This is a genomic window from Devosia sp. (genome assembly GCF_048261455.1).
In the GTDB taxonomy this organism is placed as follows: domain Bacteria; phylum Pseudomonadota; class Alphaproteobacteria; order Rhizobiales; family Devosiaceae; genus Devosia_A.
Genome location: NZ_JBLXGA010000002.1, coordinates 106,998 through 129,588, shown reverse-complemented (window position 1 = coordinate 129,588; position 22,591 = coordinate 106,998). Strand labels below are relative to the sequence as shown.

Here is a 22,591-nt window from a genome sequence, read left to right as displayed (position 1 = left end):
GTCAGCTGGAATTGACCGCCTTATACGGGAGCGGACTGCGACGATCAACTGGGATATAAAGGAAGCTTTATATCCCCTTACACCGAAGCTGAGGGATCGGGCGCATAGCGCCGTTCCCGGCGCCGCCGCCAGAACGCTCGAAACGGCAGTAGCACCAGCGTTACCAGTGCAGAAACAATGAGATAGCCGCCAAGGAAGCCGGCGCCAGCATAGGCCAGGCCCTCCAGCGTCACGGGCACCCCGGGCTGGAAGTTCTCCATCGTGCGGCGGCCGATCTCGGTATCGAGATAGCGTGGCAGCTGCTGAAAGCGCTCCCAGCCAGAGCTGCCGCGCAGCTCCGCCAGCACCTCGCTCAGCTGCTCATAGCGCGCGAAGGTGCGGGTCATCGATTGCCCACGCCCCACAATGAAGCTGTCATTGGTTTCGGTGTAGCGCGCCAGCGCCTGCTGTCGGCTCAACCCGGCTTCGCTGGCCGCCGTGTCGAATTCGGCGATCAAGACGCGCAACTCGTCCACCGCGCCGCCGAGGCGCTGGGTATATTGCTGCGCATATTCGGGGAACTGGCTGAGCAGCACCGCCAGTATCAGTCCACCGAAGGCCGACAGGATCCTGCGCATCACACCTCTCGAAGCTTCCCGGCGCGCCTCACGCGCCTGACGTCGCAACGATAGGCGCAGCACTGTGGTTGCCCGCCTGCTGCACATGGGCGTCGCGATGGCGGTCCGTACCGGCGCGCGCCGGCCCGCCCGCAAGGGCGACGATCTCGTCGACAAAACCGGTCTTCAGCGTCGAATAGGCCGCGCGGTCGTCGCGATAGCGTTCCGCCAGCTCTTCCTTGAGCCGCTGATAGGCGTCCCTGGCGTCGGCGTGCGTCCTCAGGTAATCGCGGAACACCAGGTGCCGCCGCACCTCGTCCGCGTCGGCATAGATATGCAGGTGATGTGTGCGACGCGGGGCAGGGGGCAGGCCCTTCACCAGATAGAGCTTGCTCGTGTCCGGATTGTCCCGCCACCAGCTGTAGCCGCTGGCCTCGAGCCCGGCGATCGCCGGCCGCGCATCGTCCAGTGCGTCCATCAGCACGACGATGTCGATGACCGGCTTCGCCCTGAGGCCGGGGATCGCGGTCGACCCCATGTGTTCGATCAATCTGGGGGCAATGGGAAACAGCGGCGCGATCAGCTCGCGCTCGCGCGCGAAATCCATCGGCCAGGCCCCATCGGCATCATGGAGCACGATGGGCTCATCGCTCATCCGGCGGCCAGCCCGTCACTGTCCTCGTCGAAACCATTGTTGACCAGCGTGGTGATCGCTTCCAGCGCTTCGCGCGCCTGCTTGCCGGTCGCCTGTACGAGAATGGTCGAGCCCGGGCCGGCGCCCAGCATCATCAGGCCCATGATGGAATTGCCTTCCACCGACTGGCCGTCACGCACCACCTTGATCTGGGCATCGAACAGTTCCGCCGTCCGCACGAACCGCGCCGACGCGCGCGCGTGCAGGCCCTTGCGATTGACGATCGTCAATTGCTGCGCAAGCGCCCTGTCTGAACCTGCCGCACTGTCCATTGCTCAATAATGCCGCAAAATCCCCGCACGCGCCAGCCGGTAACCGCTCGGCGCGCTCAGCCGCCCAGCGTCTCACTGGCGACATTGATATATTTGCGGCCCGCCTCGGCGGCTTCCTTCACCGCGGCCTTGATATCCATGTCCTTGCGCACCCGCGCCAGCTTCACCAACATGGGCAGGTTCACCCCGGCGATCACCTCGACCTCGCGGTTCTGCATTACCGAGATCGCCAGATTGGAGGGCGTGCCGCCGAACATGTCGGTGAGGATCACCACGCCGGCGCCGCTGTCGGCCGCATCGACGCAGCTCAGAATGTCATTGCGCCGCGCTTCCATGTCGTCGTCGGGGCCGATGGCCACCGTCTCGATGCCGGTCTGCGGTCCCACCACATGCTCGAGCGCCAGTTTGAATTCGGTGGCGAGCGCTCCATGCGTCACCAGGACCATGCCGATCATATGCATTCCTCAACCTGCAGGTACCTGAGCGTCGGAGGCGACGCGGCGGACGGGTTGAAGTCTTGCCCCGTGGCCTAAGTGTTTCAAGTGGTTTTTTGTCGCGTCCCACCGCGGACCGGCGGCAGGGCCCGAATGGCCTCGCGGATCAGCATCAATTGATGCAGTCCATCGCTCACGCCCGCCTTGGGCACCGGGCACCGCGGCAGGCGTATTCCGGCCAGTTCGGTCTCGAGTTCGTCCTCTTCCACCATGCGTTCCAGCCTGTCGACCAGATCGATGACGAGATGCAGCCGCGCCGATTTCACATGCGGCCGGGTAACGATTCCGCGCCCACGCAATTCGATCAGCCCGGCAATCCGGTCCGGCGCATGCATCCAAACCGCCTTGTTGCGCACCGAAATATCGACCCGGTCGTCGGAGACCAGCTTGGCCGGCAACCCGCGATCGGTCCAGGCATCGAGCAGCGCCAGGGTGATCACCGATTTGCCGGCGCCCGGGTGGCCGCGCAGCAGCAGCCCATGCTTGCCCAGCACCAGTCCGGTGCCGTGGATATTGCTCGTCTCGCTCATTTGCGCCGCTCCACGGGTGCCCGGCGCAGCAGCACTGTGAACTGTGCCCCGCTGCGATCCGTCCGGTTTTCGGCGCGGATTGTACCCCCATGGGCTTCGATGATCTGTTTGGAGATGGCTAAGCCCAAACCTGAATGGTCGCCGAAACTCTCGCCCTCGGGCCGGTCGGTGTAAAAGCGCTGGAAAATCCGGTCCGTTTCGCCGCGAATGCCCGGGCCCTCGTCGGTGACGACGATCGAGATCCGATCGTCCGCTGGCGCCACGCGCACCCTCACCGTGCCGTTCTCCGGCGAAAACGACACCGCATTGTCGATCAGGTTGTTGATCACCTGCGCCAGCCGGCTGTCGTGGCCCAGAACGATCGCCGCCCGGCTGTCAGGCTGCTCCAGCACCACGTTGACTTTGCGCTTGGCTGCGACATCGGCCTGCACCGACACCATCGCCTCGGCCAGCTTGCCGATATCGACGCGTTCCGCGCTCTGCCGCGCCAGCTCCGCATCGAGCCGGCTGGCGTTGGAAATATCCGAGATCAGCCGGTCGAGCCGCCGCACGTCGTGCTGGATGATCGCATTGAGCCGCGCCCGGTCTTCGGCCCGCTTCGCCCGCGGCAGGGTTTCCACCGCGCTGCGCAGCGACGTCAGCGGGTTCTTCAATTCATGCGCCACATCGGCGGCGAACCGCTCGATCGCTTCGATCCGCGCATAAAGCGCCTCGGTCATCGAGCGCAGCGCCTTCGACAGATGACCGACCTCGTCGGTGCGGTTCGAAAAATCCGGGATTTCTGCCCGGCTGGTGATTGCCGATTGCACCGTCTCCGCCGCACCCGCCAGCCGCCGCAGCGGCCCGGCAATCGTCCCCGCGAGGAGGAGCGACAGCAGGATCGTCACCGTTGCCGCCGCCAAGGCAATCCGCAGCACGCCCCAGCGCTCCGCAGCCGCGATCGCGTCGATATCGCCCGGCTGCGTCGACAGCAGCAGCACACCGACGCTGCCGCGCACCCGCTGCACCGGCACCGCAACCGACACCACCAGCTGGTTCTGCGCATCGACGCGCACGATTGCCGTCGCCGAGCCGGCCAGCGCCGCCGCCACCTCGGGATAGCGCGTGCCCTCGTCGGCCCCATATTCCTGGTACAGCGGATAATCGTCGCCCGGCAGCCAGCCGGTCAGCGCATCCCACCACTCGAACAGGAAGAACCGGTCGTCCGTCGCGGGCTTGGGGATTTTGCGCAGCACATCGCCGCGCGCATATAGGTTCGCGCTGTCGAGGATCAGCAGCCCCTGCTGGTCATAGATCCGGGCCCGCGTCCGCGTCGGCGTCACGAGGTTGCCGAGCAGCGGCGCCACCCGTTCGGGGTTGATCGGAAATTCCAGCTCCGGGTCGAAAAAGCTCAGCGGCGAGATCGAGCCCGTGCCCTGCAGCTCCAGCAGCCGGTCCGGGTTGACGGTGATCACGTCGCTGTCGACCGTCGCCGAAGCGGCAATCGCCGCGGCGATGATCTCGCCCTGCACGCGCAGGCTCTGCACCCGCGCCTCGATCAACCCGGTGCGCCACTGGTTGAGATAGAGTATGCCCACCACCAGCACGGCGAGGCCGGCCAGGTTAAGCACCACGATGCGGCTGGTGAGCGTCGAAAAGATCGTGCGCGCCAATACGCGCTGCGCATGCTTGAGCCAGCGCAGCACCGCTTCGCCGAGCCGGCCCGCAGACTGGTTCAGCCTGGCCAGCAGGCCCGGCCGCCGTGGCTCCGCGCCCTCGGCCGGGCGCTCGTCTCCGGTGGCGGCCAAGCCGACCCCCTCACTGTTCCTTGAAGCGATAACCGACGCCGTAGAGCGTCTCGATCATTTCGAAGTCGTCGTCCACGGCCTTGAACTTCTTGCGCAGCCGCTTGATGTGGCTGTCGATCGTGCGGTCGTCGACATAGACCTGGTCGTCATAGGCCGCGTCCATCAGCGCATTGCGGCTCTTCACGACGCCCGGCCGCAGCGCCAGCGCCTGCAGGATCAGGAATTCGGTCACCGTCAGCGTCACGCGCTGGCCCGACCATGTGCAGGTGTGGCGCTCTTCGTCCATCACCAGCAAGCCGCGCTCGATCAGCGCCTTGCCGGTCGGCGCCTCGCCATTGGCCGTGCCCGCGCTGGCCGGGTCGCGCGGCGCCGCGCGGCGCAGCACCGATTTCACCCGCTCCACCAGCAGCCGCTGGCTGAACGGCTTGGTGATGAAATCGTCGGCGCCCATCTTCAGCCCGAACAGCTCGTCGATTTCCTCGTCCTTGGAGGTGAGGAAGATCACCGGCACGTCCGATTTCTGGCGCAGCCGGCGCAGCAGCTCCATGCCGTCCATGCGCGGCATCTTGATATCCAGAATGGCGAGGTCCGGCCGGTCGGCGGTCAGACCCTCGAGCCCCGAGGCGCCATCGGTATATGTGGCGACCTGATAGCCCTCCGCCTCCAGCGTCAGCGAAACAGAGGTCAGAATATTGCGGTCGTCATCCACCAAAGCGATCTTGGGCATCAAATTCCCTTTCCGTTTTCGGGAGGCAAATCACCTCGTACCCGAATTGTGGCGGCTATTGACGGCCACAATTGCGCATAAATAAGGCGCGCGCACCCGCATTGCCACCGCTCTGTGCGGCCTGCACGCGCTGAGACTTCCGTCGTAAGACCGATTTCGGGATGGGCCGGGCCACCAGCCAGCCGTAATTTCTGGCGCGAAACCGCCCGCTACGGCGGCATGTCAACGGAACGGACCGCGCCATGACAAAAGATTTGCACGCCCGGCTGCAGGCCAGGATCACCGCAGCGGCGATGTCGATCTCCTGGGATGAATTGCCGCCGGTCCTCGTCACGAGGGCGCTGGCCGAAGGGCAGGGCCGCCTCACCGCCGATGGGGCGCTGGCGGTCACCACCGGCGAATTCACCGGCCGCTCGGTCAAGGACAAGTTCATCGTTCGCGACGCCGAGACCGCCGGCACCGTCTGGTGGGACAATGCCAGTGCCATGACGCCCGAGCAGTTCGATACGCTGCTTGAGGACATGCTGGCGGCTGCGGCGGACCGTCCGTTGCACGCCCAGCACCTGCTGGCCGGCGCCGACCCGCAGGCGCAGTGGAACGTTGCCGTGGTGACGGAAAGCCCCTGGCATGCGCTGTTCATCCGCCACCTGCTGATCCGGCCCGACGCACCCTTCGCCGACGACGAGACCGACGTCACCATCCTGCATCTGCCTGGCTTCACCGCCGATCCGGCCCGCCACGGCACCCGCACCGGCACGGTCATCGCGCTCGACATGGCTCGCCGGATCGTCCTCATCGGCGGCACTTTCTATGCCGGCGAGATCAAGAAATCGGTCTTCTCGCTGTTCAACTATCACGCGCCGAAGGCCGGTACGCTCCCCATGCACTGTTCGGCCAATACCGGCGCCGACGGCGATGTCGCGCTGTTCTTCGGCCTGTCGGGCACCGGCAAGACCACGCTCTCCAACGATCCGGCGCGTCCCCTGATCGGCGACGACGAGCATGGCTGGACCGACGCTGGCGTCTTCAATCTCGAAGGCGGCTGTTATGCCAAGACGGTCAAGCTCAGTGCCGCCGCCGAGCCCGAAATCCACGCCGCGACCCGCAGGTTCGGCACCGTGCTCGAAAACCTCAAGCTCGATGACGCGCTCAACCCGCTCTACGACGACACTTCGCTGACAGAAAACACCCGCGCCGCCTATCCCATCGAGGCGCTGCCCGCCATCGCCCCGGGCGGCGTCGGCGGCACCCCGAAAACCGTCGTCTTTCTCACGGCCGACGCCTTCGGTGTCCTGCCGCCCATTTCCCTGCTCAGCCCAGAGCAGGCGGCCTACCATTTCCTGTCGGGCTACACCGCCAAGGTTGCCGGCACCGAACGCGGCGTCACCGAGCCGGTCGCCACCTTCTCGGCCTGCTTCGGCGCCCCCTTCATGCCGCTGCACCCGACCGTCTATGGCGACCTCTTGAAGCAGCGCCTCGAGGCCTCGGGCGCCCGCGTCTACCTGCTCAACACCGGCTGGACCGGCGGCGGCTATGGTACCGGCAAGCGCATCGACATCAAGACCACCCGCCGCCTGCTCAACGCCGCCCTGTCGGGCGAACTGGCGGCCGGCGACACCCGCACCGAGCCGCTGTTCGACATGCAGGTCCCCGTCGCCGTCACCGGTGTCGCCCCCGAACTGCTCGATCCGCGCCAGAACTGGGCCGACAAATCCGCCTACGACGCCGCCGCCAAAAAGCTGCAGCAGCTCTTCCAGAAGAACTACGAAAAGTTCGAGACCCCCCTGCCCATGGCCGCAGAATAGGGCAGGGCCCCACCTGCGAACCGGGGATCACTAGGCGGCCTCACCCTGAGCCTGTCGAAGGGCGAGGCCGTGGCCCGCTGCTACGCCAGCTTTCCATCCCGCAGCGACTCGCTCAGCGGGGCAGGGCGTTCCACCGGGGTGGTGATCTCCACCGGGCGGCTTTCCGTGCTGGCGGTCTCTAGCGCTTCCATCACCTCGAGCGCATGCAGCGCCAGGGCACCCGAGGCGCGGTGCGGCCGGCCCTCGATTATCGCCGCCGCCATATCGGCGACGCCCAGCGAGCGATAGTTCGCATCGGCATAGGGCTCGGCATGCGTCGCCACCGTCCACTCTTCCGCGCCCGCCGGCTTGGTCTTCACGTCGCCGCCGAACATGTTCGGGTCGGGCACCAAGAGGCTCTTTTTCGTGCCGTAGAGCTCGTAGGGCACATGCATATGCGCCGGCACGTCAAAGCTCATCGTCATCTGAATGATCGCGCCCGAGACGAATTCCAGCAGCCCCGCCACATGCGTTGCCACCTTCACATCCATCATCTCGCCCTTCTTAGGCTCCGACAGGATCTCGCGGCGCGTATGCGGCATGGCGCTCATCGCCATCACCCGCTTCACCGGGCCCAGCAGGTTGATCAGGTCGGTGACGTAATAGGGCCCCATGTCGAGCACCGGCCCGCCGCCGATATCGTAGTAGAACGCCGGATCGGGGTGCCAGCGCTCATGCCCCGGCGCGCCCATGAAGGCCGTGCCGCCGACGATCGTGCCGACCTCGCCGCTGTCGAGCAGCGCCCGCGCATGCTGGTGCGAGCCGCCGAGGAACGTGTCCGGCGCCGAGCCGATCCTGAGCCCGGCCTTGTCCGCCGCATCGAGCAATTGCTTGCCCTCGGCGAAACTGATCCCCAGCGGCTTTTCGCCATAGACGTGCTTGCCCGCCGCCAGCGCCCGCAACCCGACCTCGACATGCGCGCGCGGAATCGTCAGGTTGACGACGATCTGCACCTTGTCGCTCGCCAGCAGCTCGTCGACCGACATCGCGGTGAGCCCGAACTCCTCGGCCTTCTTCTCAGCCACCTCGGGCCGCATGTCGGCGATACCGACGATTTCGAGCACCGGAAAATCGGCCATCGCCTTCAGATACTGCGTCGAGATATTGCCGCATCCGATGATGCCGACGCCCATGCGATCGCTCGCGCCCATGAAATCCTCCCAAACTGCTGTGCTGGAGCTTGTGCCCGAACGGGCCGCCCTGAATCCACGCCCCATCATCTGCGCAATCGCGCCGAATTTCCAGAGGTACGCACATCAGAATGCGTCGCTTAGGCCACCAGTATCGTGGGGCAACAGGGTCGCCGGCGTGGGTGAGGAAACAGAGAGCGTGAGTAGGACTTGGATAGACTTGAGAGAGATCGGCAAGGTAAAGGTAGATGAAGGCCAAGTACCAGGGCGCGTCAAGTTTCGCGGCGGCGTATAACTCCGAAAAGACATAGGCGTAAATATTCCGTGGTATCGTGTATAATTATTGCGGAAGTAAATGCAATAGGATGACAGGCGGTCGAGTAAATATGCGCTATATGAGCTCGCTTACACGGAACGCGGGAGGTGAATATTGATTGATCATGATATTGAAAACTCAAGAAGAGCTAGAAAGTTAGTTTTTAGATTTATTATTATCTCCTTGTTGATTTTGTCGATTTTTGTTTTTGAGATAGCGTATCGGTCAATCTACGTGGTTCCGGAGATCGAGCGCCGACTCGTTCATTCAATGGAAGAACGACTTACTACTGATGCTGGGGTAGTCAGAGGACTGCTGGCTGCCAGCTTTTTATACGATAAGATTGGAGGAGAATGCTTCGACTGCCCTGTATATTCGACATTTACGAAAATCGAAAAGGTATTTGTAGTTTCAGCGTTAGGGCAAGAGCAGGGTCGCGCAAGATTTTCGGAGGCGTCCGCTACTTGTGAGCGACAAGTTAGGGCGGCATGCAAACCGGTTGTGACCCTGGTGCCGACCGATGAATCGCTTGTTGAAGAATATCATGCATCGCAAACTCAGGACAGTATTTGCCTGCCGCTGGGTTTCTGGCTCTACAATTCGGAGTTCTGCGTAAAGTCAAATTCGTACCTTTGGCAAGAGCATGAAATCTTCGCAACGGTGAGGATCGGTCCGTCGTTCGCGAAGTCGATACTATCCATGTTCACCTTCATTTTCGGATCCGTGACTCCATTGGTTGGGGTAAAAATTAGTCATGAAACGGGCGTCTGTGAATATTTCAACTTGAAATCAAATAGCGCAAAATGGAGCCTGGAAAAGTATGGCTGTCGAAATGATATCCTCTGAGTGTCGTGCCCTCGCCAATTAAGCCGCACTCAGGGTGATACTTGTCATCGACGCTACTCCCTTCCAGCCGTCTAGGAATATCCGGGATGGCGAGTGCGCTTCGCTCTTCGCAAGTTCCCCGCCTGCGGCAAACCTGCTAAGCCGCCGCGCATGACCCCCGCCATCAATCTCGAGCCGCTCCATCCCCTGCCAATGAGCTTCGATTATCAGCCGCCCACCGAGCCCTGGCTCACCGTGGTCGTGGCCGATGACGACCTGGTCGTGCTCGACAAGCCCTCGGGCCTCCTCACCGTGCCCGGCAAGGATCCGGCGCTGGCCGATTGTCTCGAGGCGCGCGCCCGCGCCCGATTCCCCACGGCCGCCGTCTGTCACCGGCTCGACAAGGACACCTCCGGCATTCTGGTGATGGCGCTCAACAAGAAGGCCCTCGGCCATGTCGGCCAGGAGTTCGAGCAGCGCCGCGCCCAAAAGACCTATGTCGCCCGCGTCTGGGGCGAGGTGGCAGGCGAAGAGGGCGAGATCGATCTGCCGCTCGCCACCGACTGGGAGAACAAGCCGCGCCAGCGCGTCGACTACGAGCGCGGCCGCCAAAGCCGCACCGGCTGGCGCGTCGAGGCGCGCGAACCGGGCGGCATCACCCGGCTCAGGCTCTTCCCGCACACCGGCCGCACCCACCAGCTGCGCGTGCACCTCCGCGCCATCGGCCACCCGATCGTCGGCGACAGTTTTTACGCCACCGGCGATGCGCTGGCCGCCGCCGACCGGCTGCAGCTGCACGCCGAAGAGCTCGCTTTCAACCATCCGCAGGGCCACTGGGTACACTACGTGGTGCCCGCGCCTTTCTGAACGCGATGACATGAAATGGTCACGACGGCGCCCACAAATCGGCAACCGTCCGCGCAATGTTTAACGTTTCGACCCTGATGGGAGAGTGACGTTATGACCCTCGATCACGTGCCGTCCGACGCCCCGACCACCAATGCCGCCGTACTCATCGGCCCGCAACGCCCCGATGATCTCGAAGCGGGCGTGGCCTCCATCTTTGCCGAGGTCCATGCGGCCGGTGGCCCCGACCTGCCCAGCGACGACGATATCGCCGAAGCCAACGAACATACGTTCGAACTGCTGGGCGAACTCGACCGGCTCTGGTCGCACGCAGCCTGAGCGTCGGGCTGCGGACGATTTCTGCGCTTGGGCTCCCTTCATCTGCGCTCAAAACCGCCTGAGTGATGTTCAGCAGCGGTTCATCGCGATGGCCGGCTGATGGCAATTGTGCAGCAATGCCGTCACAATGGCGCCGCGCCGCAACACCCGCTTGCACCGCAGCCCCCAATCGCATATGGCTTTTCGCCGCCGCACCCGTAGCTCAGCTGGATAGAGCGCTGCCCTCCGAAGGCAGAGGCCACAGGTTCGAATCCTGTCGGGTGCGCCAAGTTTTCCCTTGAGATCGGTGGCTTGATGTACCGCAGCGCGCGTCTGTAAGTCGTTGGCGCAGCTCGCCGATCAAGCACTCCTGATCACCGCTCAACGTGCTTCCAGATTCTCGCGCCACAGCTTGAGGAATATCTGGCGCTTGTGTTGGTCGAGGCCGACGAGCAGGCGCGGCGACAGGCGGATGAGCCGGAGATTTGCTGCCGCACCACCGGGGAGCGGCAGGTCGGCGTCATCGCCCAGAAAGTCGATGATGAGCCGGGTTTCCTTCAGCGCTGCCACCCCCTCCGGCGCGAGCGTGAAGTCGATGAACTGCTTGGCAAGATCGGCATTGCGGGCCCAGGCCGGAATATAGGCGCCGCGAGAGAGGACCAGCGTGTAGTCGGCAGGGGCGAGGACACCGATATTCGGATCGGTTTCGGCCCGCGACAGGGCATAGGAGCCGAGGACATTATAGCCGACCAGATAGATCCCCTGCGAAACGGCGTCGATGATCTCGGCTGAGCAGCAGGTCGCGACCGCCCCCGAGCGGCCGAACGCCTCCATCAGCCGCCCGAACGTATTTGCCTGTTCGGAATCGACGAAAGCGAACAGATAGCCGAGGCCCGATTCCTCGATGTCATAGGTGGCCACGCGTCCGGCCAGAACCGCGTTTTCCGGGCGCAAAGCGTCGATCAGGTCGAACCGCGAGCGTGGAACGTCATCGGGTTCCAGCAACTGGCGGTTGTAGATGATGACGGCCGGCTCGTAGGTCAGGCCGAACAGCTCGTTTCGCCAGTTGCGCGTCTCAGGCAACCGTTCTGTGAGGCTTGATGAAAATGGTTGCGCGCAGCCGTCGTTGACCAGCCGGGTCTGCAGATCAACCGCTGAACTGATGACAAGGTCGGCCGGGTTTTCTGCGCCGGCACAGGCGCTGGCACTGAGACTGTCGAGGGCGATCGACCCCCATTGTTCGTAGCGCACGCCCACGGCCGGATGGGCCGCCACATAGGCCTTAAGCAGCGGAGCGAGCGCTGCAATATCCGTTGTGCTGCGGATGAGAAGCGTCCGGGTCGCATCCTGGCGGCCAAAGTCTGCGACGTCTTCCTGTGCGGCCACCGGCCCAATCAGCAGAACAAACACAAGAATGCGCGGCAGATGCCGCTTGAGGAACTCAATCATCGTCATCACGTCCAAACGCTGTCATTCGAAGCGCAAAGATGAGCACAACCTGAAACTTATCCGCCCCGGGATTGCCGGTTTCGATTTGTGCGTCATGGGCCAGCATGACCGCCCGGACGATCGACAGGCCCAAACCGCTGGGACGGCCGTGCTCGCCCTTTTTGCCAAACCTGCGGGAGCGGTTGCGCCACTGTTTCGCATCCATGCCGGGCCCACTGTCGATCACCGCCAGGCGTGCGCTGCCGGCAGTTGTCATGACCCGCACCTCGTAGGGCGCCTGCCCATGTGCGATGGCATTCGAGATGAGGTTCTTGACGGCTTCGATCAGCGACGTCGCATCGCCTTCGATCATGACCGGCGTCTCGGGCAGTTCGAGCCGTATCGCCTGTCCCTGCGGAACCAGCGCGTCGACGGTCTCGACCGCTTCGCTTGCAACATGCCGAAGGTCGAGCCGCGCCAGCCTGCCGGCATCCGCGCGATGGATGACCAGAGCGCGGCTCAGCAGCTGATCGGTGAGCCGGCCGAGCCGCGCAGCCTGCCTGTCGATCTTTTCCAGCGTTGCCCGCTCCTGCGTGGTGGTCGTGTCCTCGGCGGCATTGCGCGTGGTTGCCCGCAGTGCAGCGATCGGGGTGCGCAACTGATGTGCCGAATCCGCGATCAGGTCCTGCATGACGCGCATCTGCCGCTCGATGCGGCCGGCAAACCGGTTGAATGCGGCGATGAAGGCGGACAGTTCGCGCGGCACCTGCAGATCGATCGGCGAAAGATCTTCGGGGTCGCGCGCCAGCAGATGCTGGCTGACGCGCCGCAGCGGCTCGAGCGCCGAGCGCATGGCGAACAGGGCCAGCGCAGTCATGCCGATCCCCGCGAGCAGCAGAATGAGCCAGGCGTTCTGCATGATGTCCCAGGCCAACGCGTTGCGGGCGTTGAGCGTAAGTCCGACGATAGTGATTGTGGACCCTGAAAAATCGCGCTCGGCGAAGTTCCGCGACACTGCAACGAACCGGGCTGCTTCCCCCGTGATGTCGCCACTGTAGAAGGACTGGCCGGTCGCAAGCTCGGGCAGCGGCACGCGTTCATAGCCGGTCAGGGTCTCTCCCGTCGCCTCGGCGACACGATAGACGACGCGATCATTGCGCGACAGGGCGAGCAGGTCGAAGGCCGTCGCAGGAACATCGACCAGCAGCTCGCCATCGCTGAGGGAAATCGACGCCGAAATCTGTTCTGCGGCGCCCAGCAGCAGCCGGTCGAAGGCCTGTTGTGCCGCCCGCTGGCCGTTGCTCCAGGCCAGAACTGTAACAATCACGCCGCCGACCAGCACGATGGCGAGCCCCGCGACTGCGAGGCGCGAGGTCAGCGACAGCGTTTGCGGCCGGGCGGCCATTTACGCGCGCCCCTCTGTCCCGGCGACCAGTTGATAGCCGAGTCCGCGCAAGGTCCGTATCTCGACGTCAGAGCCGGAGAGTTTGCGCCTCAACCGGCCGACATAGATCTCGACGGCATTGATGCCGACTTCAGTCTCGTTGATGGAGAACATTGTGTCGAAGATCGTCTGCTTGGCCACCACGCGGCCTCTGCGGGCGATGAGGATTTCGAGAAGCGCGAACTCCCGCCGGGTCAGATCGAGGGGCGCGCCGTCGCAGCTCGCCGACCGCGATGACATGTCGACCTCAAGCTGGCCGAAACTGATGAGGGACGTGGCCGAAGGGTCGCGCATTGTGCGGCGCGTCACCGCGCGCAGCCGCGAATCCAGCTCGCGCAGATCGAAGGGTTTGACCACATAGTCGTCGGCCCCCAGATCGAGTGCCGACACACGGTCGTCGACCTGAAGCTTTGCCGTCAGCATCAGCACCGGCGTGGGGTCGGCGCGCTTGCGCAGCGCCGCCAGCAGGTCGGTCCCTTCGCCGTCGGGCAGGTTGATGTCGAGAATGATGACTTCATAATCCTGCACCGCCAGCAGAGCATATGCCGATTCAAGGTCCGGTGCGTGGTCGAGCGCATCGCCCTTTTTCGTGAACCACGCGGCAACGGGGTCCGCTACGTCCACAGCATCCTCGACAAGCAAAATACGCACGCTTCCTCTCCCGACGGCAGAGACTGCGGGGCAATGCGACGGGTGACAAGGCGCAATCGACGGAACGCCTGCTGGGCGTGACAGCTCCATGACAGGTTTGTCCTGCACAGTATCCGGCGCTGGATGTCTGAGGAGGATGTCCACGTTTGTGGAGGAACTCATTATGAAACTGATGGACGCAGTGCGCTCGGCACTGCTCGTGACTGGTCTTGCGCTCACTGCTGGCGCCGGCCCCGCCTTGGCGTTCGATCCCGAAAATCCAGAGTGCATTGCGCCGGCCAATCCCGGCGGCGGCTGGGACTTCACCTGCCGGCAGGTCGGCAAGAGCCTTCAGGACGAAGGCCTGATCCCCTCAACCATGCAGGTCGTGAACCTCGCCGGTGGCGGTGGTGGTGTCGCTTTCGCCGAAGTGGTGAACAAGCGCGACGACGACAACAACCTGATCGTCGCCGCATCCTCGGCCACTGCGACCCGGCTGGCGCAGGGCGCCTACCCGGGCAACAACATGGACGAAGTGCGCTGGCTGGCATCGATCGGTGCCGATTATGGCGTGATCGCGGTTGCCGCCGATTCCGACATCAACACGCTTCCCGAACTGCTCGATCAGATCAAAGCCGATCCGACTTCGGTTTCCATCGCGGGCGGCTCGGCCGTTGGCGGCTGGGATCACCTCAAGGTGCTCATCGCCGCCGAAGCCTATGGCATCGATGATGTGCGCTCCGTCAAATACATCGCCTTCGACGGCGGTGGCGAAGCGGTGACCCAGCTGTTGGCCGGTTCGGTTCAGGCATTCACCGGCGACATTTCCGAGGCCAAGGGCTTTGTGGAGTCAGGGGACATCAAGGTGATCGCGGTTCTCGCGCCCGAGCGCCTGCCGGGCGAGTTCAACGCCTACCCGACCGCCATGGAACAGGGCATCGATGCTGTGGGTGCCAACTGGCGCGGCTTTTATGCCCCCGGCAACATGTCTGACGAAGCCTATGACTATTGGGTGACCCAGATTGGCACCCTGTATGAGTCCGACGAATGGAAAACCGTGATGGCCAACAACGGACTGGCGCCGCTGGACCTGCGCGGCGCGGCATTCGAGGAGTTTGTGGCGGACTCTGTGGCGTCGATCACCGAGATCTCCAAGGAAATCGGCATCATTCAGTAATGCCCGCATCGCACTGACGTGATGGGCGGGAAACCGTCCATCACGGCTCGGGGGAGGACATATGAGCGACAGAATTTTCGGTGGCATCGGCCTGATCATCGCCGCCATCTTCATCTGGCAGGCCACTCTCATTCAGGAGAGTTTCATCTCTGATGCCGTGGGTCCCAAGACCTTCCCCATCATCATCGCCGTCGTGCTGGGGCTTTCCAGCGTCTATTTCCTCGTTCGCCCCGACGCGCCGCCGGCCTGGCCGACGTTTGCTGTTCTGGCAGAGCTGTTCATGGCTGTCGTCGTCATGGTGGCCTACGCCGAACTCCTGCCGGTGCTCGGCTTTGCCATCGCGACAGCATTTGCTGCCGCTTACCTGTCGTGGCGACTGGGCTCTCCGACACTGCACGCTCTGATCGCGGGGGTCGCGACCTCTGCCGGGCTCTACATCATCTTCCGCCTGCTGCTGGGCCTGTCGCTGGCGCGCGGCCCCCTCGGGTTTTAGGAGTTCGACATATGGACGTGCTCGGTTCTCTTGCTGATGGCTTCGCCGTTGCTCTGACCTGGGAAAACCTGCTGCTGGCACTTCTCGGATGCCTGTTGGGCACCATCATGGGGGCCCTGCCGGGGCTCGGTCCGTCGAATGGCGTTGCCATCCTCATCCCGCTGGCCTTCACGCTGGGCCTCGGCCCGACGCCCTCGATGATCCTGCTGACTTCGGTCTACTACGGGGCGATGTATGGCGGGCGCATCTCGTCGATCCTACTGAACATACCGGGTGATGAACCCGCCCTGATGACGACGCTCGACGGCTACCCCATGGCCCAGCAGGGCCGGGCCGGCGAAGCTCTGGCGCTTTCCGGCATCGCCTCATTCGTCGGTGCCTTCTTTGCGACCTGGGGTCTGGTTTTTCTCGCGCCATTGCTCGTGACCGTCGCCCTGCTCTTCGGGCCAGGCGAGTATTTCGCCCTCTATGTTCTGGCTTTTGCCACCCTGGGCGGTATCGCCTCGCGCAATCAGGCCAAGGCCGCCTTTGCCGCGGCGCTCGGCCTCGGCATCGCCATGATCGGTGTCGATGGCCAGACCGGCGTGCCGCGTTTCACGTTCGGGGAAGTGCACCTTTACGACGGTATCGACTTCCTCGTGGCGATCGTGGGCCTCTTCGCATTGTCGGAAGTCTTCATCTTCATCGAGCATGCCGCCCAGCGCCGGAAAAACAAGGACACACCCGACGAGAGCAAGCTGTCCATCGGGCGCATCGTCCCGTCATGGTCGGTAATCAAGAGCTGCATCCCGACCATGGGCCGCACCACCATACTGGGCTTCCTCGCCGGCGTGCTGCCGGGCGCCGGGGCCTCGCTAGGCTCCTTCATCGCCTACTCGGTCGAAAAGCGCCTCGTCGACAAGGAGGGCACGTTCGGCAAGGGCGATCCGCGTGGCGTCGCCGCGCCCGAGGCCGGTAACAATGCTGCCGCGGGTGGCGCGCTGGTGCCGATGCTGGCGCTGGGCGTCCCCGGATCGGGCACCACCGCCGTGCTCCTCGCGGTCCTTCTGGCCCTCAATATCACGCCCGGGCCGCTGTTGTTCACCCAGAACCCGGATGTGGTCTGGGGGCTGATCGCCGCGCTCTTCATCGGCAATCTCATGCTGCTCGCGATGAACATTCCGATGGTCGGGCTGTTCGTCAGATTGCTGCTTGTGCCGACGCGCTACCTCATGCCGGTAGTCGCCATGGTCTCCTTCGTCGGCATCTACGGCATTTCGGGCTCGAGCTTCGATCTTCTGGTGATGATCGGCTTCGGCGTCCTGGGCTGGGTGCTGCGCAAACTCGACGTCCCGCTGGTCCCGATCATCCTCGGCATTCTGCTGGGCGGTGCCATGGAAAAAAACCTCCGCCGGGAAATCACCATCTCCAATGGCGACTGGTTCTCCCTGTTCGACTCCGGCCTGTCCCTTACCCTGTGGGCCGTCGCTATCATCGGCTTCATCCTGCCGATCGTGCTTGGCCCGGTGATCCGCGGACGCATGGCACAGCGACGCGACGCAGAAAGCAGCGCCGCCGACTGACGCGGCGACCAGCGAAAGTGCGAAGCCGGGGACCAACCGCGCCCCGGCTTCGGCCATGAAATTCCGGGCCTCAGCCGTGGAAGTGCTGCGAGCGCAGCTGTCGTGGCGTGATGCCATAGGCTTTGCCGAAATGGTCATAGAATTGGCTCAGCGAGGTGAAGCCGGAGTCGAACGCCACGTTTTCGATCGACAGATTGCCCTCGAACAGCAGGCTGCGCGCCCGGATCAGCCGCATCCTCGTGACAAAGCGGTGGATGGAGACGTTCATCACCGCGCTGAACAGGTTGAGCGCATAGTTCGGGTGGAGGCCCACGACCCGAGCAATATCCTCGGCGCGCAGCGGCTCGCTGAGATTGTCGAGGATGTGCTTGATCATCGCCACCACATAGCGCAGCGGCGTGGCGCCGCGCGTCGCGGGGCTCACCGCTTCGATCCAGGCCGGCAGCAGATCCTCCCAGCCATCCACGGCCGCCCGGCGCAGCATCAGCGCGATCTCCGAGCGCAGAATGTCGCCGCGTTCGGCGTCGCCGCGCCGATAGTCGGTGTACCAGCGCTGCAGCGTCTCGTCGCCGATCGTGCCTTCGGGCAGCGCGATCATGCCGCCACCCATCATGGTTTCGGTCAGTTTGCCGAGCTTGGGCATGTGCAAAAATGCGTCGAGCGGGAGGTAGACATTGCACTGTCTGGCGTCATCGCCGGGGCCCTTGTCGAGCCCGGTGGTCTGATGTGGGATACCCGCCCAGAACAGCACCAGCCGCCGCGACGGCACACGGACCGGCTTGCCATCGACGAGATAGTCGAGGCCGCCGGTGGTCAGCCAGTTCATCTCGATATGGCCGTGTTGGTGCGGCACGTCCATCAAGCGCGGGTCGAACCAGCGAATGCCAAATCGCCCAAATGCAGACGACTTCGCGTAGAATTGCCGATCCGGCCGCGGAACGGGCGCGTGTGTCTTCGCCGTCTGGGCTGCCGATTGCGCCATATAGAGACCTTTAAATCCCGGAAATACTGATCGAGATATCGGATTGTAGCGTTTGCTGCAAGTCGTACCATTTGCCACAGCTGGACCAAGGAGACCGGGCGAGGAGGCCTGCTCTCCGGTACTTTTTGTCCTGTCCAGCACAAAGGGAGGTATCATGCGAAAGCCCATTTATGCCCTTGGCGGGGCAGGCCTTCTGCTGTCCGTATCCATGCTGGCGGCACAAGCGCAAACTGTCGAGCCGACAACCCCGCCCGATCCGCCGGCCTTCGAGGCGCAAGGCACCCCGAACTTCGTCGGCATTACCGACATGTTCGAATACAAGGCGCTGCCCGAGTATCACGAGCCCGAGTGGGTGACCTCGGAATATGTCGATACCGGCAAGCTGCCGCCGGTCGGCGAGCGCCTGCCCAAGGAACCGCTGGTCTACAAGACCGCCAACATGCCCGACGGCACCGGCGTCTATGGTGACGTGATGCGTCACGTCATCGGTGGCCGGCCCGAAGGCTGGAACTATATCGGTGGTCAGAGCCAGGGCTGGGGCGGTATCGATATCGGCCTTTCTGAATGTCTGACCCGCACCGGTCCGCTGTTCCAGGTCCGCGCCGAAGAACTGGCGCCGCTGCCGAACCTGGCCAAAAGCTGGGAATGGTCCGAAGACGGCCACGAACTGACCATGCACCTGATCGAAGGCGCAAAATGGTCCGACGGCGAACCCTTCACCGCCGACGACGTGATGTTTTATTGGGAAGACAATGTCCTTGATCCCAATGTCGCCCCGCTGAACGGTGCGACGCCGGAATCCTTCGGGCCTAACACGACTCTCGAAAAGGTCGACGACTACACCATCAAGTGGACCTTCGAGGCGGTCGAGCCCAAGCAGTACCTGTATACCATGGCCTACGGCACGTTCTGCCCCGGCCCCAGCCACCTGCTGAAACCCCAGCATCCGAAATATTCTGACAACACCTACGAGCAGTACAAGAACGCCTTCCCGCCCGAGTATCTGGGGATTCCGACCATGGGCGCCTGGGTGCCGGTCGAGTATCGCCCGGACGACATCGTCGTCATGCGGCGCAACCCCTATTACTGGAAGGTCGACGAGGCGGGGAACCAGCTGCCCTATCTCGACGAGATGCACTACCGCCTCTCGACCTGGGCCGATCGTGACGTGCAGGCCGTAGCCGGTTCGGGCGACTTCTCCAACCTCGAGCAGGCCGAAAGCTATGTCGAGGCCCTGCGTCGCTCCGCCGACGAGGATGCTCCGGCGCGTCTCGCCTTCGGCGCCCGCACCATCGGCTACACGCTCGATCTGAACCTCTCGGCCAATGGCTGGGGCGAACCCGACGAGCGCGCACAGAAGGTCCGTGAACTCAATCGCGAGCTCGATTTCCGCAAGGCGGTCAGCATCGGTCTCGACCGGCAGCGGCTGGGTGAATCGCTGGTCCGCGGTCCGTTCACCGCCATCTATCCGGGCGGGCTCTATGCCGGCACGGCGTATTACGACAAGGACTCGACCGCCTACTACGCCCACGACATGGCGGCGGCCAATGCGCTGCTCGACGGGCTCGGCCTCGAGGACACCGACGGCAACGGCATCCGCAACTTCGCAGGTGGCGGCGACGATGTGGAAATCACGCTGCTCGCCAATACCGACTACGGTACCGAAACCAACCTCGCCGAAGGCATCATCGCCCAGATGGAGCCGCTGGGGCTGCGCGTCATCGCCAACTTCCAGCAGGGTACGGCGCGTGACGACATGCAGCAGTCCGGTCAGTTCGACTGGGTGATGCGGCGTCCGGGTTCGGAAGTCGTGTCGGTGGTCCAGGCGACCGAAACGCTGGCACCGACGGGTCCGCGGACCAGCCACTTCCATCGCGCCGGCACCGACGGCACCGTGGATCTGCTGCCGTTCGAAGAGGAACTGGTGGATGCCGTCAACGGCTTCATCAATACCTCGGACAATGCCGAACGGGCCGAGCTGATGAAGACCTATCAGAAGCTGTTCACCGAGAACGTCTACTCGATTGGTCTGACCCAGTACCCCGGCGCGCTGATCATCAACAAGCGCTTCGCAAATATCCCGGAAGGCGCGCCGATCTTCATGTTCAACTGGGCCGAGGACAACATCATCCGCGAGCGCGTCTACGTGCCCGAGGACAGGCAGGGCAATTTCGAACTGCATCCGCAGACCCTGCCGGCCGAGCCTGGTTCGTCCACCGGCACGATGTAACCAAACGTCCACGCATTCGGGTGGGGGGAGTCATTCCCCCACCCTCGACCAAACCGGGGCGGCGCAACCATGTTCAGATTTCTCGCGACGCGCATTTTGGGAGCCATTCCGCTGCTCCTGCTGCTCAGCGTCGTCACCTTCGCCATCATCCAGGCGCCACCGGGCGACTATGGCGACTACATCCGCTCAATGCTGATAAATCAGGGCGGCGTCGCTGCCGACCAGGCGGAGATTCAGGCCGAGGCCTATCGCGAGGCCAATGGGCTGAACGAGCCGATCGTGGTCCAGTATTTCAACTGGATCGGTGGTATCCTGACCCGCTTCGATTTCGGCCATTCACTCTACTACAACAAGCCCGTCGGCAATGTGGTGGCCGAGCGGCTGCCCCCCACGATCATCTTGGCGTTGACCTGCCACATCCTGGCGTCTGTGCTCGGCATCGGGCTCGGCATCGTGGCCGCCACGCGCCAGTACAGCTGGGTCGACACGTTGCTCGGTGTCGTCTCCTTCATGGGCATGACCATCCCGCGCTTCCTGATGGCGATCATCATCCTCTACGTGCTCGTCTTCCAGCTCAATGTCAGCGAAGTCGGCATGTTCTTTTCCGCCAAATATGGCGGCCAGCCGTGGAGCTGGGACAAGTTCGTCAACCTCGTGCAGCACGTGTGGCCCGTGGTCTTCATCGCCACCTTCGGCGGCCTCGCCTACAATATGCGGGTGATGCGCGCGAACCTGCTCGACGTGCTCAACTCGCAATATGTCGAGACCGCGCGCGCCAAGGGCCTGGCGGAATCAAGCGTCATCATGAAGCACGCCGTGCCCAACGCGCTGCATCCCCTCGTCGCCTATCAGGGCGTGGTGCTCCCCTACATGCTCACCGGTGAGATCGAGGTGGCAATCGTCTTCGGTCTCGCGACCGTCGGCCCGGCGATCGTCGGCTCGATGGCCGTGGGCGATGTCTATGTCACGGCGACCTTCATGCTGGTGCTCGCCACCACGCTGATCATCGGCAACATCATCGCCGACCTGCTGCTTGCGGTGCTCGATCCCCGCATCCGTCTCGGGGGGAATGCCGAATGAGCGAGAACACGACCAAAGACCACGTGCAGCCATTGCCGCCCGATGTCGGCGGCGGCCCGGCACCGACCACCGAAGTCACCGAGACCGGCGTCGCCGAGCGGTTCCGGCACGGCGGCGAAGGCTATGCCACGCTGGTCTGGCGGCGGTTCCGTCGCTCCACCATGGGCATGATCGGCCTCGTGCTGGTGAGCCTGCTGCTCATTGTTGCGATCTTCGGCGATTTTTTCGCGCCGATGGATCCCAAGCGACCCGAACTGCCCTTCGCGCCGCCCGACATGATCGCCTTCGAGGACCCGGCCGGCAATTTCAGCCTTCTCCCGCATATCTATCCGATCGGGGAAACCGGTGAACTCGACCCGATCACGTTCCAGCCGCTGACCGGACCCGTACTCGACGACCCGACCCCGGTTGGGCTGTTCGTCAAGGGCCACAGCTACAAGCTGCTGGGCCTGATCCCGACAGATATCCATTTCTTCGGCACCACCGACGGCCGGCCGATGCACCTGCTGGGCACCGACAAGTTCGGTCGCGATATCCTGTCGCGCGGCATTGTCGGCTCGCAGATCTCGCTCACCATTGCGCTGGTCGTGGTGGCGATCACCACGGTCGTCGGCACGCTGGTCGGCATCACATCGGGTTATCTCGGGGGCGCTGTCGATACCTGGGTGCAGCGCTTTGTCGAGTTCGTCCTCGCCTTTCCGCAATTGCCGCTTTATCTCGCGCTCACCTCGCTGATCCCGGTCACCGCGCCGTCGAATATCTTCATCGCCTTCGTTATCGGCGTGATGGCGGTGCTCGGCTGGGCCCAGCTCAGCCGCGAGGTACGCTCGAAAACCCTGTCCCTGGCGCGGATCGACTATGTGCGCGCTGCGATCGCGGTCGGCTCGTCGGATACGCGCATCATCACCCGCCACATCCTGCCCAACGTCCTCAGCCACGTCATCGTCGCGGTCACGCTGGCGGTGCCGACAGTGGTGCTGCTCGAAAGCTTCCTGGGCTTTCTCGGCTTTGCGGTGAAGCCGCCGCTGATCTCCTGGGGCCTGATGCTGCAGGACACCGGCACCTTCTCGGTCATCGGCTCCTATCCCTGGATCCTCAGCCCCGTGATCTTCGTGCTCATCGCCGTCTTCGCGTTCAACGCGCTGGGCGACGGCTTGCGCGACGCGATCGACCCCTATTGAGGCGA

22 protein-coding genes and 1 tRNA gene are annotated in these 22,591 nt (G+C 63.7%); 11 read left to right on the top strand and 12 right to left on the bottom strand.

Annotation, left to right across the window (positions count from 1 at the left end):
* Positions 1–77: 77 nt before the first annotated feature.
* The 7 genes from ACN0TK_RS02615 to ACN0TK_RS02585 all read right to left on the bottom strand — a co-directional run bounded on the left by ACN0TK_RS02615 (position 78) and on the right by ACN0TK_RS02585 (position 5,100).
* Positions 78–617, bottom strand: coding sequence for a DUF2937 family protein (locus ACN0TK_RS02615; RefSeq protein ID WP_417307886.1), 540 nt, complete (start codon positions 615–617; stop codon positions 78–80).
* A 28-nt stretch (positions 618–645) separates the two neighbouring features.
* A complete protein-coding gene (locus ACN0TK_RS02610) occupies positions 646–1,251 on the bottom strand; it encodes a GrpB family protein (protein WP_417307885.1) in 606 nt (201 codons plus the stop codon).
* Entirely contained in the window at positions 1,248–1,562 is a 315-nt protein-coding gene (locus ACN0TK_RS02605; protein WP_417307884.1) for an HPr family phosphocarrier protein, read from the bottom strand. Before ACN0TK_RS02605 ends, ACN0TK_RS02610 begins: the two co-directional genes overlap by 4 nt.
* A gap of 56 nt (positions 1,563–1,618) precedes the next feature.
* Positions 1,619–2,017, bottom strand: coding sequence for a PTS sugar transporter subunit IIA (locus ACN0TK_RS02600; RefSeq protein WP_417307883.1), 399 nt, complete (start codon positions 2,015–2,017; stop codon positions 1,619–1,621).
* 83 nt (positions 2,018–2,100) lie between these two features.
* A complete protein-coding gene (locus ACN0TK_RS02595) occupies positions 2,101–2,586 on the bottom strand; it encodes an HPr kinase/phosphorylase (protein ID WP_417307882.1) in 486 nt (161 codons plus the stop codon).
* Complete coding sequence (locus ACN0TK_RS02590; protein ID WP_417307881.1) at positions 2,583–4,373, bottom strand: stimulus-sensing domain-containing protein; 1,791 nt, start codon at positions 4,371–4,373, stop codon at positions 2,583–2,585. Before ACN0TK_RS02590 ends, ACN0TK_RS02595 begins: the two co-directional genes overlap by 4 nt.
* A gap of 10 nt (positions 4,374–4,383) precedes the next feature.
* Positions 4,384–5,100 (bottom strand): response regulator transcription factor, encoded by a 717-nt coding sequence (locus ACN0TK_RS02585; protein ID WP_417307880.1) that lies wholly within the window; start codon positions 5,098–5,100, stop codon positions 4,384–4,386.
* A 242-nt stretch (positions 5,101–5,342) separates the two neighbouring features.
* Between ACN0TK_RS02585 and pckA the strand changes: the two genes are divergently transcribed.
* Positions 5,343–6,905: a phosphoenolpyruvate carboxykinase (ATP) gene (gene pckA, locus ACN0TK_RS02580; protein ID WP_417307879.1), complete on the top strand. Its 1,563-nt coding sequence runs from the start codon at positions 5,343–5,345 to the stop codon at positions 6,903–6,905.
* Positions 6,906–6,985: 80 nt separating this feature from the next.
* On the opposite strand, the gene ACN0TK_RS02575 is transcribed toward pckA, so the two are convergent.
* Positions 6,986–8,095, bottom strand: a complete 1,110-nt coding sequence (locus ACN0TK_RS02575) for a Gfo/Idh/MocA family protein (RefSeq protein WP_417307878.1) — start codon at positions 8,093–8,095, stop codon at positions 6,986–6,988.
* 409 nt (positions 8,096–8,504) lie between these two features.
* On the opposite strand from ACN0TK_RS02575, the gene ACN0TK_RS02570 reads away from it, so the two are divergent.
* The 4 genes from ACN0TK_RS02570 (at position 8,505) to ACN0TK_RS02555 (ending at position 10,668) form a co-directional block, all read left to right on the top strand.
* Positions 8,505–9,236: a hypothetical protein gene (locus ACN0TK_RS02570; RefSeq protein ID WP_417307877.1), complete on the top strand. Its 732-nt coding sequence runs from the start codon at positions 8,505–8,507 to the stop codon at positions 9,234–9,236.
* 150 nt (positions 9,237–9,386) lie between these two features.
* On the top strand, positions 9,387–10,082 hold the full coding sequence (locus ACN0TK_RS02565; protein WP_417307876.1) for a pseudouridine synthase: 696 nt from the start codon (positions 9,387–9,389) through the stop codon (positions 10,080–10,082).
* A gap of 93 nt (positions 10,083–10,175) precedes the next feature.
* Positions 10,176–10,400 carry a hypothetical protein gene (locus ACN0TK_RS02560; RefSeq protein WP_417307875.1) on the top strand — a complete coding sequence of 75 codons (225 nt, stop codon included), beginning with the start codon at positions 10,176–10,178 and terminating at the stop codon, positions 10,398–10,400.
* 191 nt (positions 10,401–10,591) lie between these two features.
* A tRNA-Arg gene (locus ACN0TK_RS02555) sits at positions 10,592–10,668 on the top strand.
* A 92-nt stretch (positions 10,669–10,760) separates the two neighbouring features.
* On the opposite strand, the gene ACN0TK_RS02550 is transcribed toward ACN0TK_RS02555, so the two are convergent.
* Genes ACN0TK_RS02550 through ACN0TK_RS02540 form a run of 3 tightly spaced genes read right to left on the bottom strand, consistent with a single transcriptional unit; the run spans position 10,761 to position 13,902 of the window.
* Entirely contained in the window at positions 10,761–11,828 is a 1,068-nt protein-coding gene (locus ACN0TK_RS02550) for an ABC transporter substrate-binding protein (RefSeq protein ID WP_417307874.1), read from the bottom strand.
* The gene (locus ACN0TK_RS02545; protein ID WP_417307873.1) at positions 11,821–13,212 is read right to left on the bottom strand and encodes a sensor histidine kinase; all 1,392 of its coding nucleotides are present in this window, start codon (positions 13,210–13,212) and stop codon (positions 11,821–11,823) included. Before ACN0TK_RS02545 ends, ACN0TK_RS02550 begins: the two co-directional genes overlap by 8 nt.
* Positions 13,213–13,902, bottom strand: coding sequence for a response regulator (locus tag ACN0TK_RS02540; protein ID WP_417307872.1), 690 nt, complete (start codon positions 13,900–13,902; stop codon positions 13,213–13,215). It lies immediately after the preceding gene.
* Between the two features lie 163 nt (positions 13,903–14,065).
* Here ACN0TK_RS02540 and ACN0TK_RS02535 point away from each other — a divergent pair, with 163 nt between their 5' ends.
* From ACN0TK_RS02535 to ACN0TK_RS02525, 3 genes are all read left to right on the top strand, one after another.
* Positions 14,066–15,058, top strand: a complete 993-nt coding sequence (locus ACN0TK_RS02535) for a Bug family tripartite tricarboxylate transporter substrate binding protein (RefSeq protein WP_417307871.1) — start codon at positions 14,066–14,068, stop codon at positions 15,056–15,058.
* Between the two features lie 61 nt (positions 15,059–15,119).
* Positions 15,120–15,551 carry a tripartite tricarboxylate transporter TctB family protein gene (locus ACN0TK_RS02530; RefSeq protein ID WP_417307870.1) on the top strand — a complete coding sequence of 144 codons (432 nt, stop codon included), beginning with the start codon at positions 15,120–15,122 and terminating at the stop codon, positions 15,549–15,551.
* 11 nt (positions 15,552–15,562) lie between these two features.
* Positions 15,563–17,113 (top strand): tripartite tricarboxylate transporter permease, encoded by a 1,551-nt coding sequence (locus ACN0TK_RS02525; protein ID WP_417307869.1) that lies wholly within the window; start codon positions 15,563–15,565, stop codon positions 17,111–17,113.
* Between the two features lie 70 nt (positions 17,114–17,183).
* Here ACN0TK_RS02525 and ACN0TK_RS02520 read toward each other — a convergent pair whose 3' ends face one another.
* Entirely contained in the window at positions 17,184–17,972 is a 789-nt protein-coding gene (locus ACN0TK_RS02520; protein WP_417307868.1) for a helix-turn-helix domain-containing protein, read from the bottom strand.
* A gap of 277 nt (positions 17,973–18,249) precedes the next feature.
* On the opposite strand from ACN0TK_RS02520, the gene ACN0TK_RS02515 reads away from it, so the two are divergent.
* From ACN0TK_RS02515 to ACN0TK_RS02505, 3 genes are all read left to right on the top strand, one after another.
* Complete coding sequence (locus ACN0TK_RS02515; RefSeq protein ID WP_417307867.1) at positions 18,250–20,325, top strand: ABC transporter substrate-binding protein; 2,076 nt, start codon at positions 18,250–18,252, stop codon at positions 20,323–20,325.
* A gap of 69 nt (positions 20,326–20,394) precedes the next feature.
* Positions 20,395–21,405 carry an ABC transporter permease gene (locus tag ACN0TK_RS02510; RefSeq protein WP_417307866.1) on the top strand — a complete coding sequence of 337 codons (1,011 nt, stop codon included), beginning with the start codon at positions 20,395–20,397 and terminating at the stop codon, positions 21,403–21,405.
* Positions 21,402–22,586 carry an ABC transporter permease gene (locus ACN0TK_RS02505; protein ID WP_417307865.1) on the top strand — a complete coding sequence of 395 codons (1,185 nt, stop codon included), beginning with the start codon at positions 21,402–21,404 and terminating at the stop codon, positions 22,584–22,586. The genes ACN0TK_RS02510 and ACN0TK_RS02505 overlap by 4 nt, the downstream gene beginning before the upstream one ends.
* Positions 22,587–22,591: the final 5 nt, after the last annotated feature.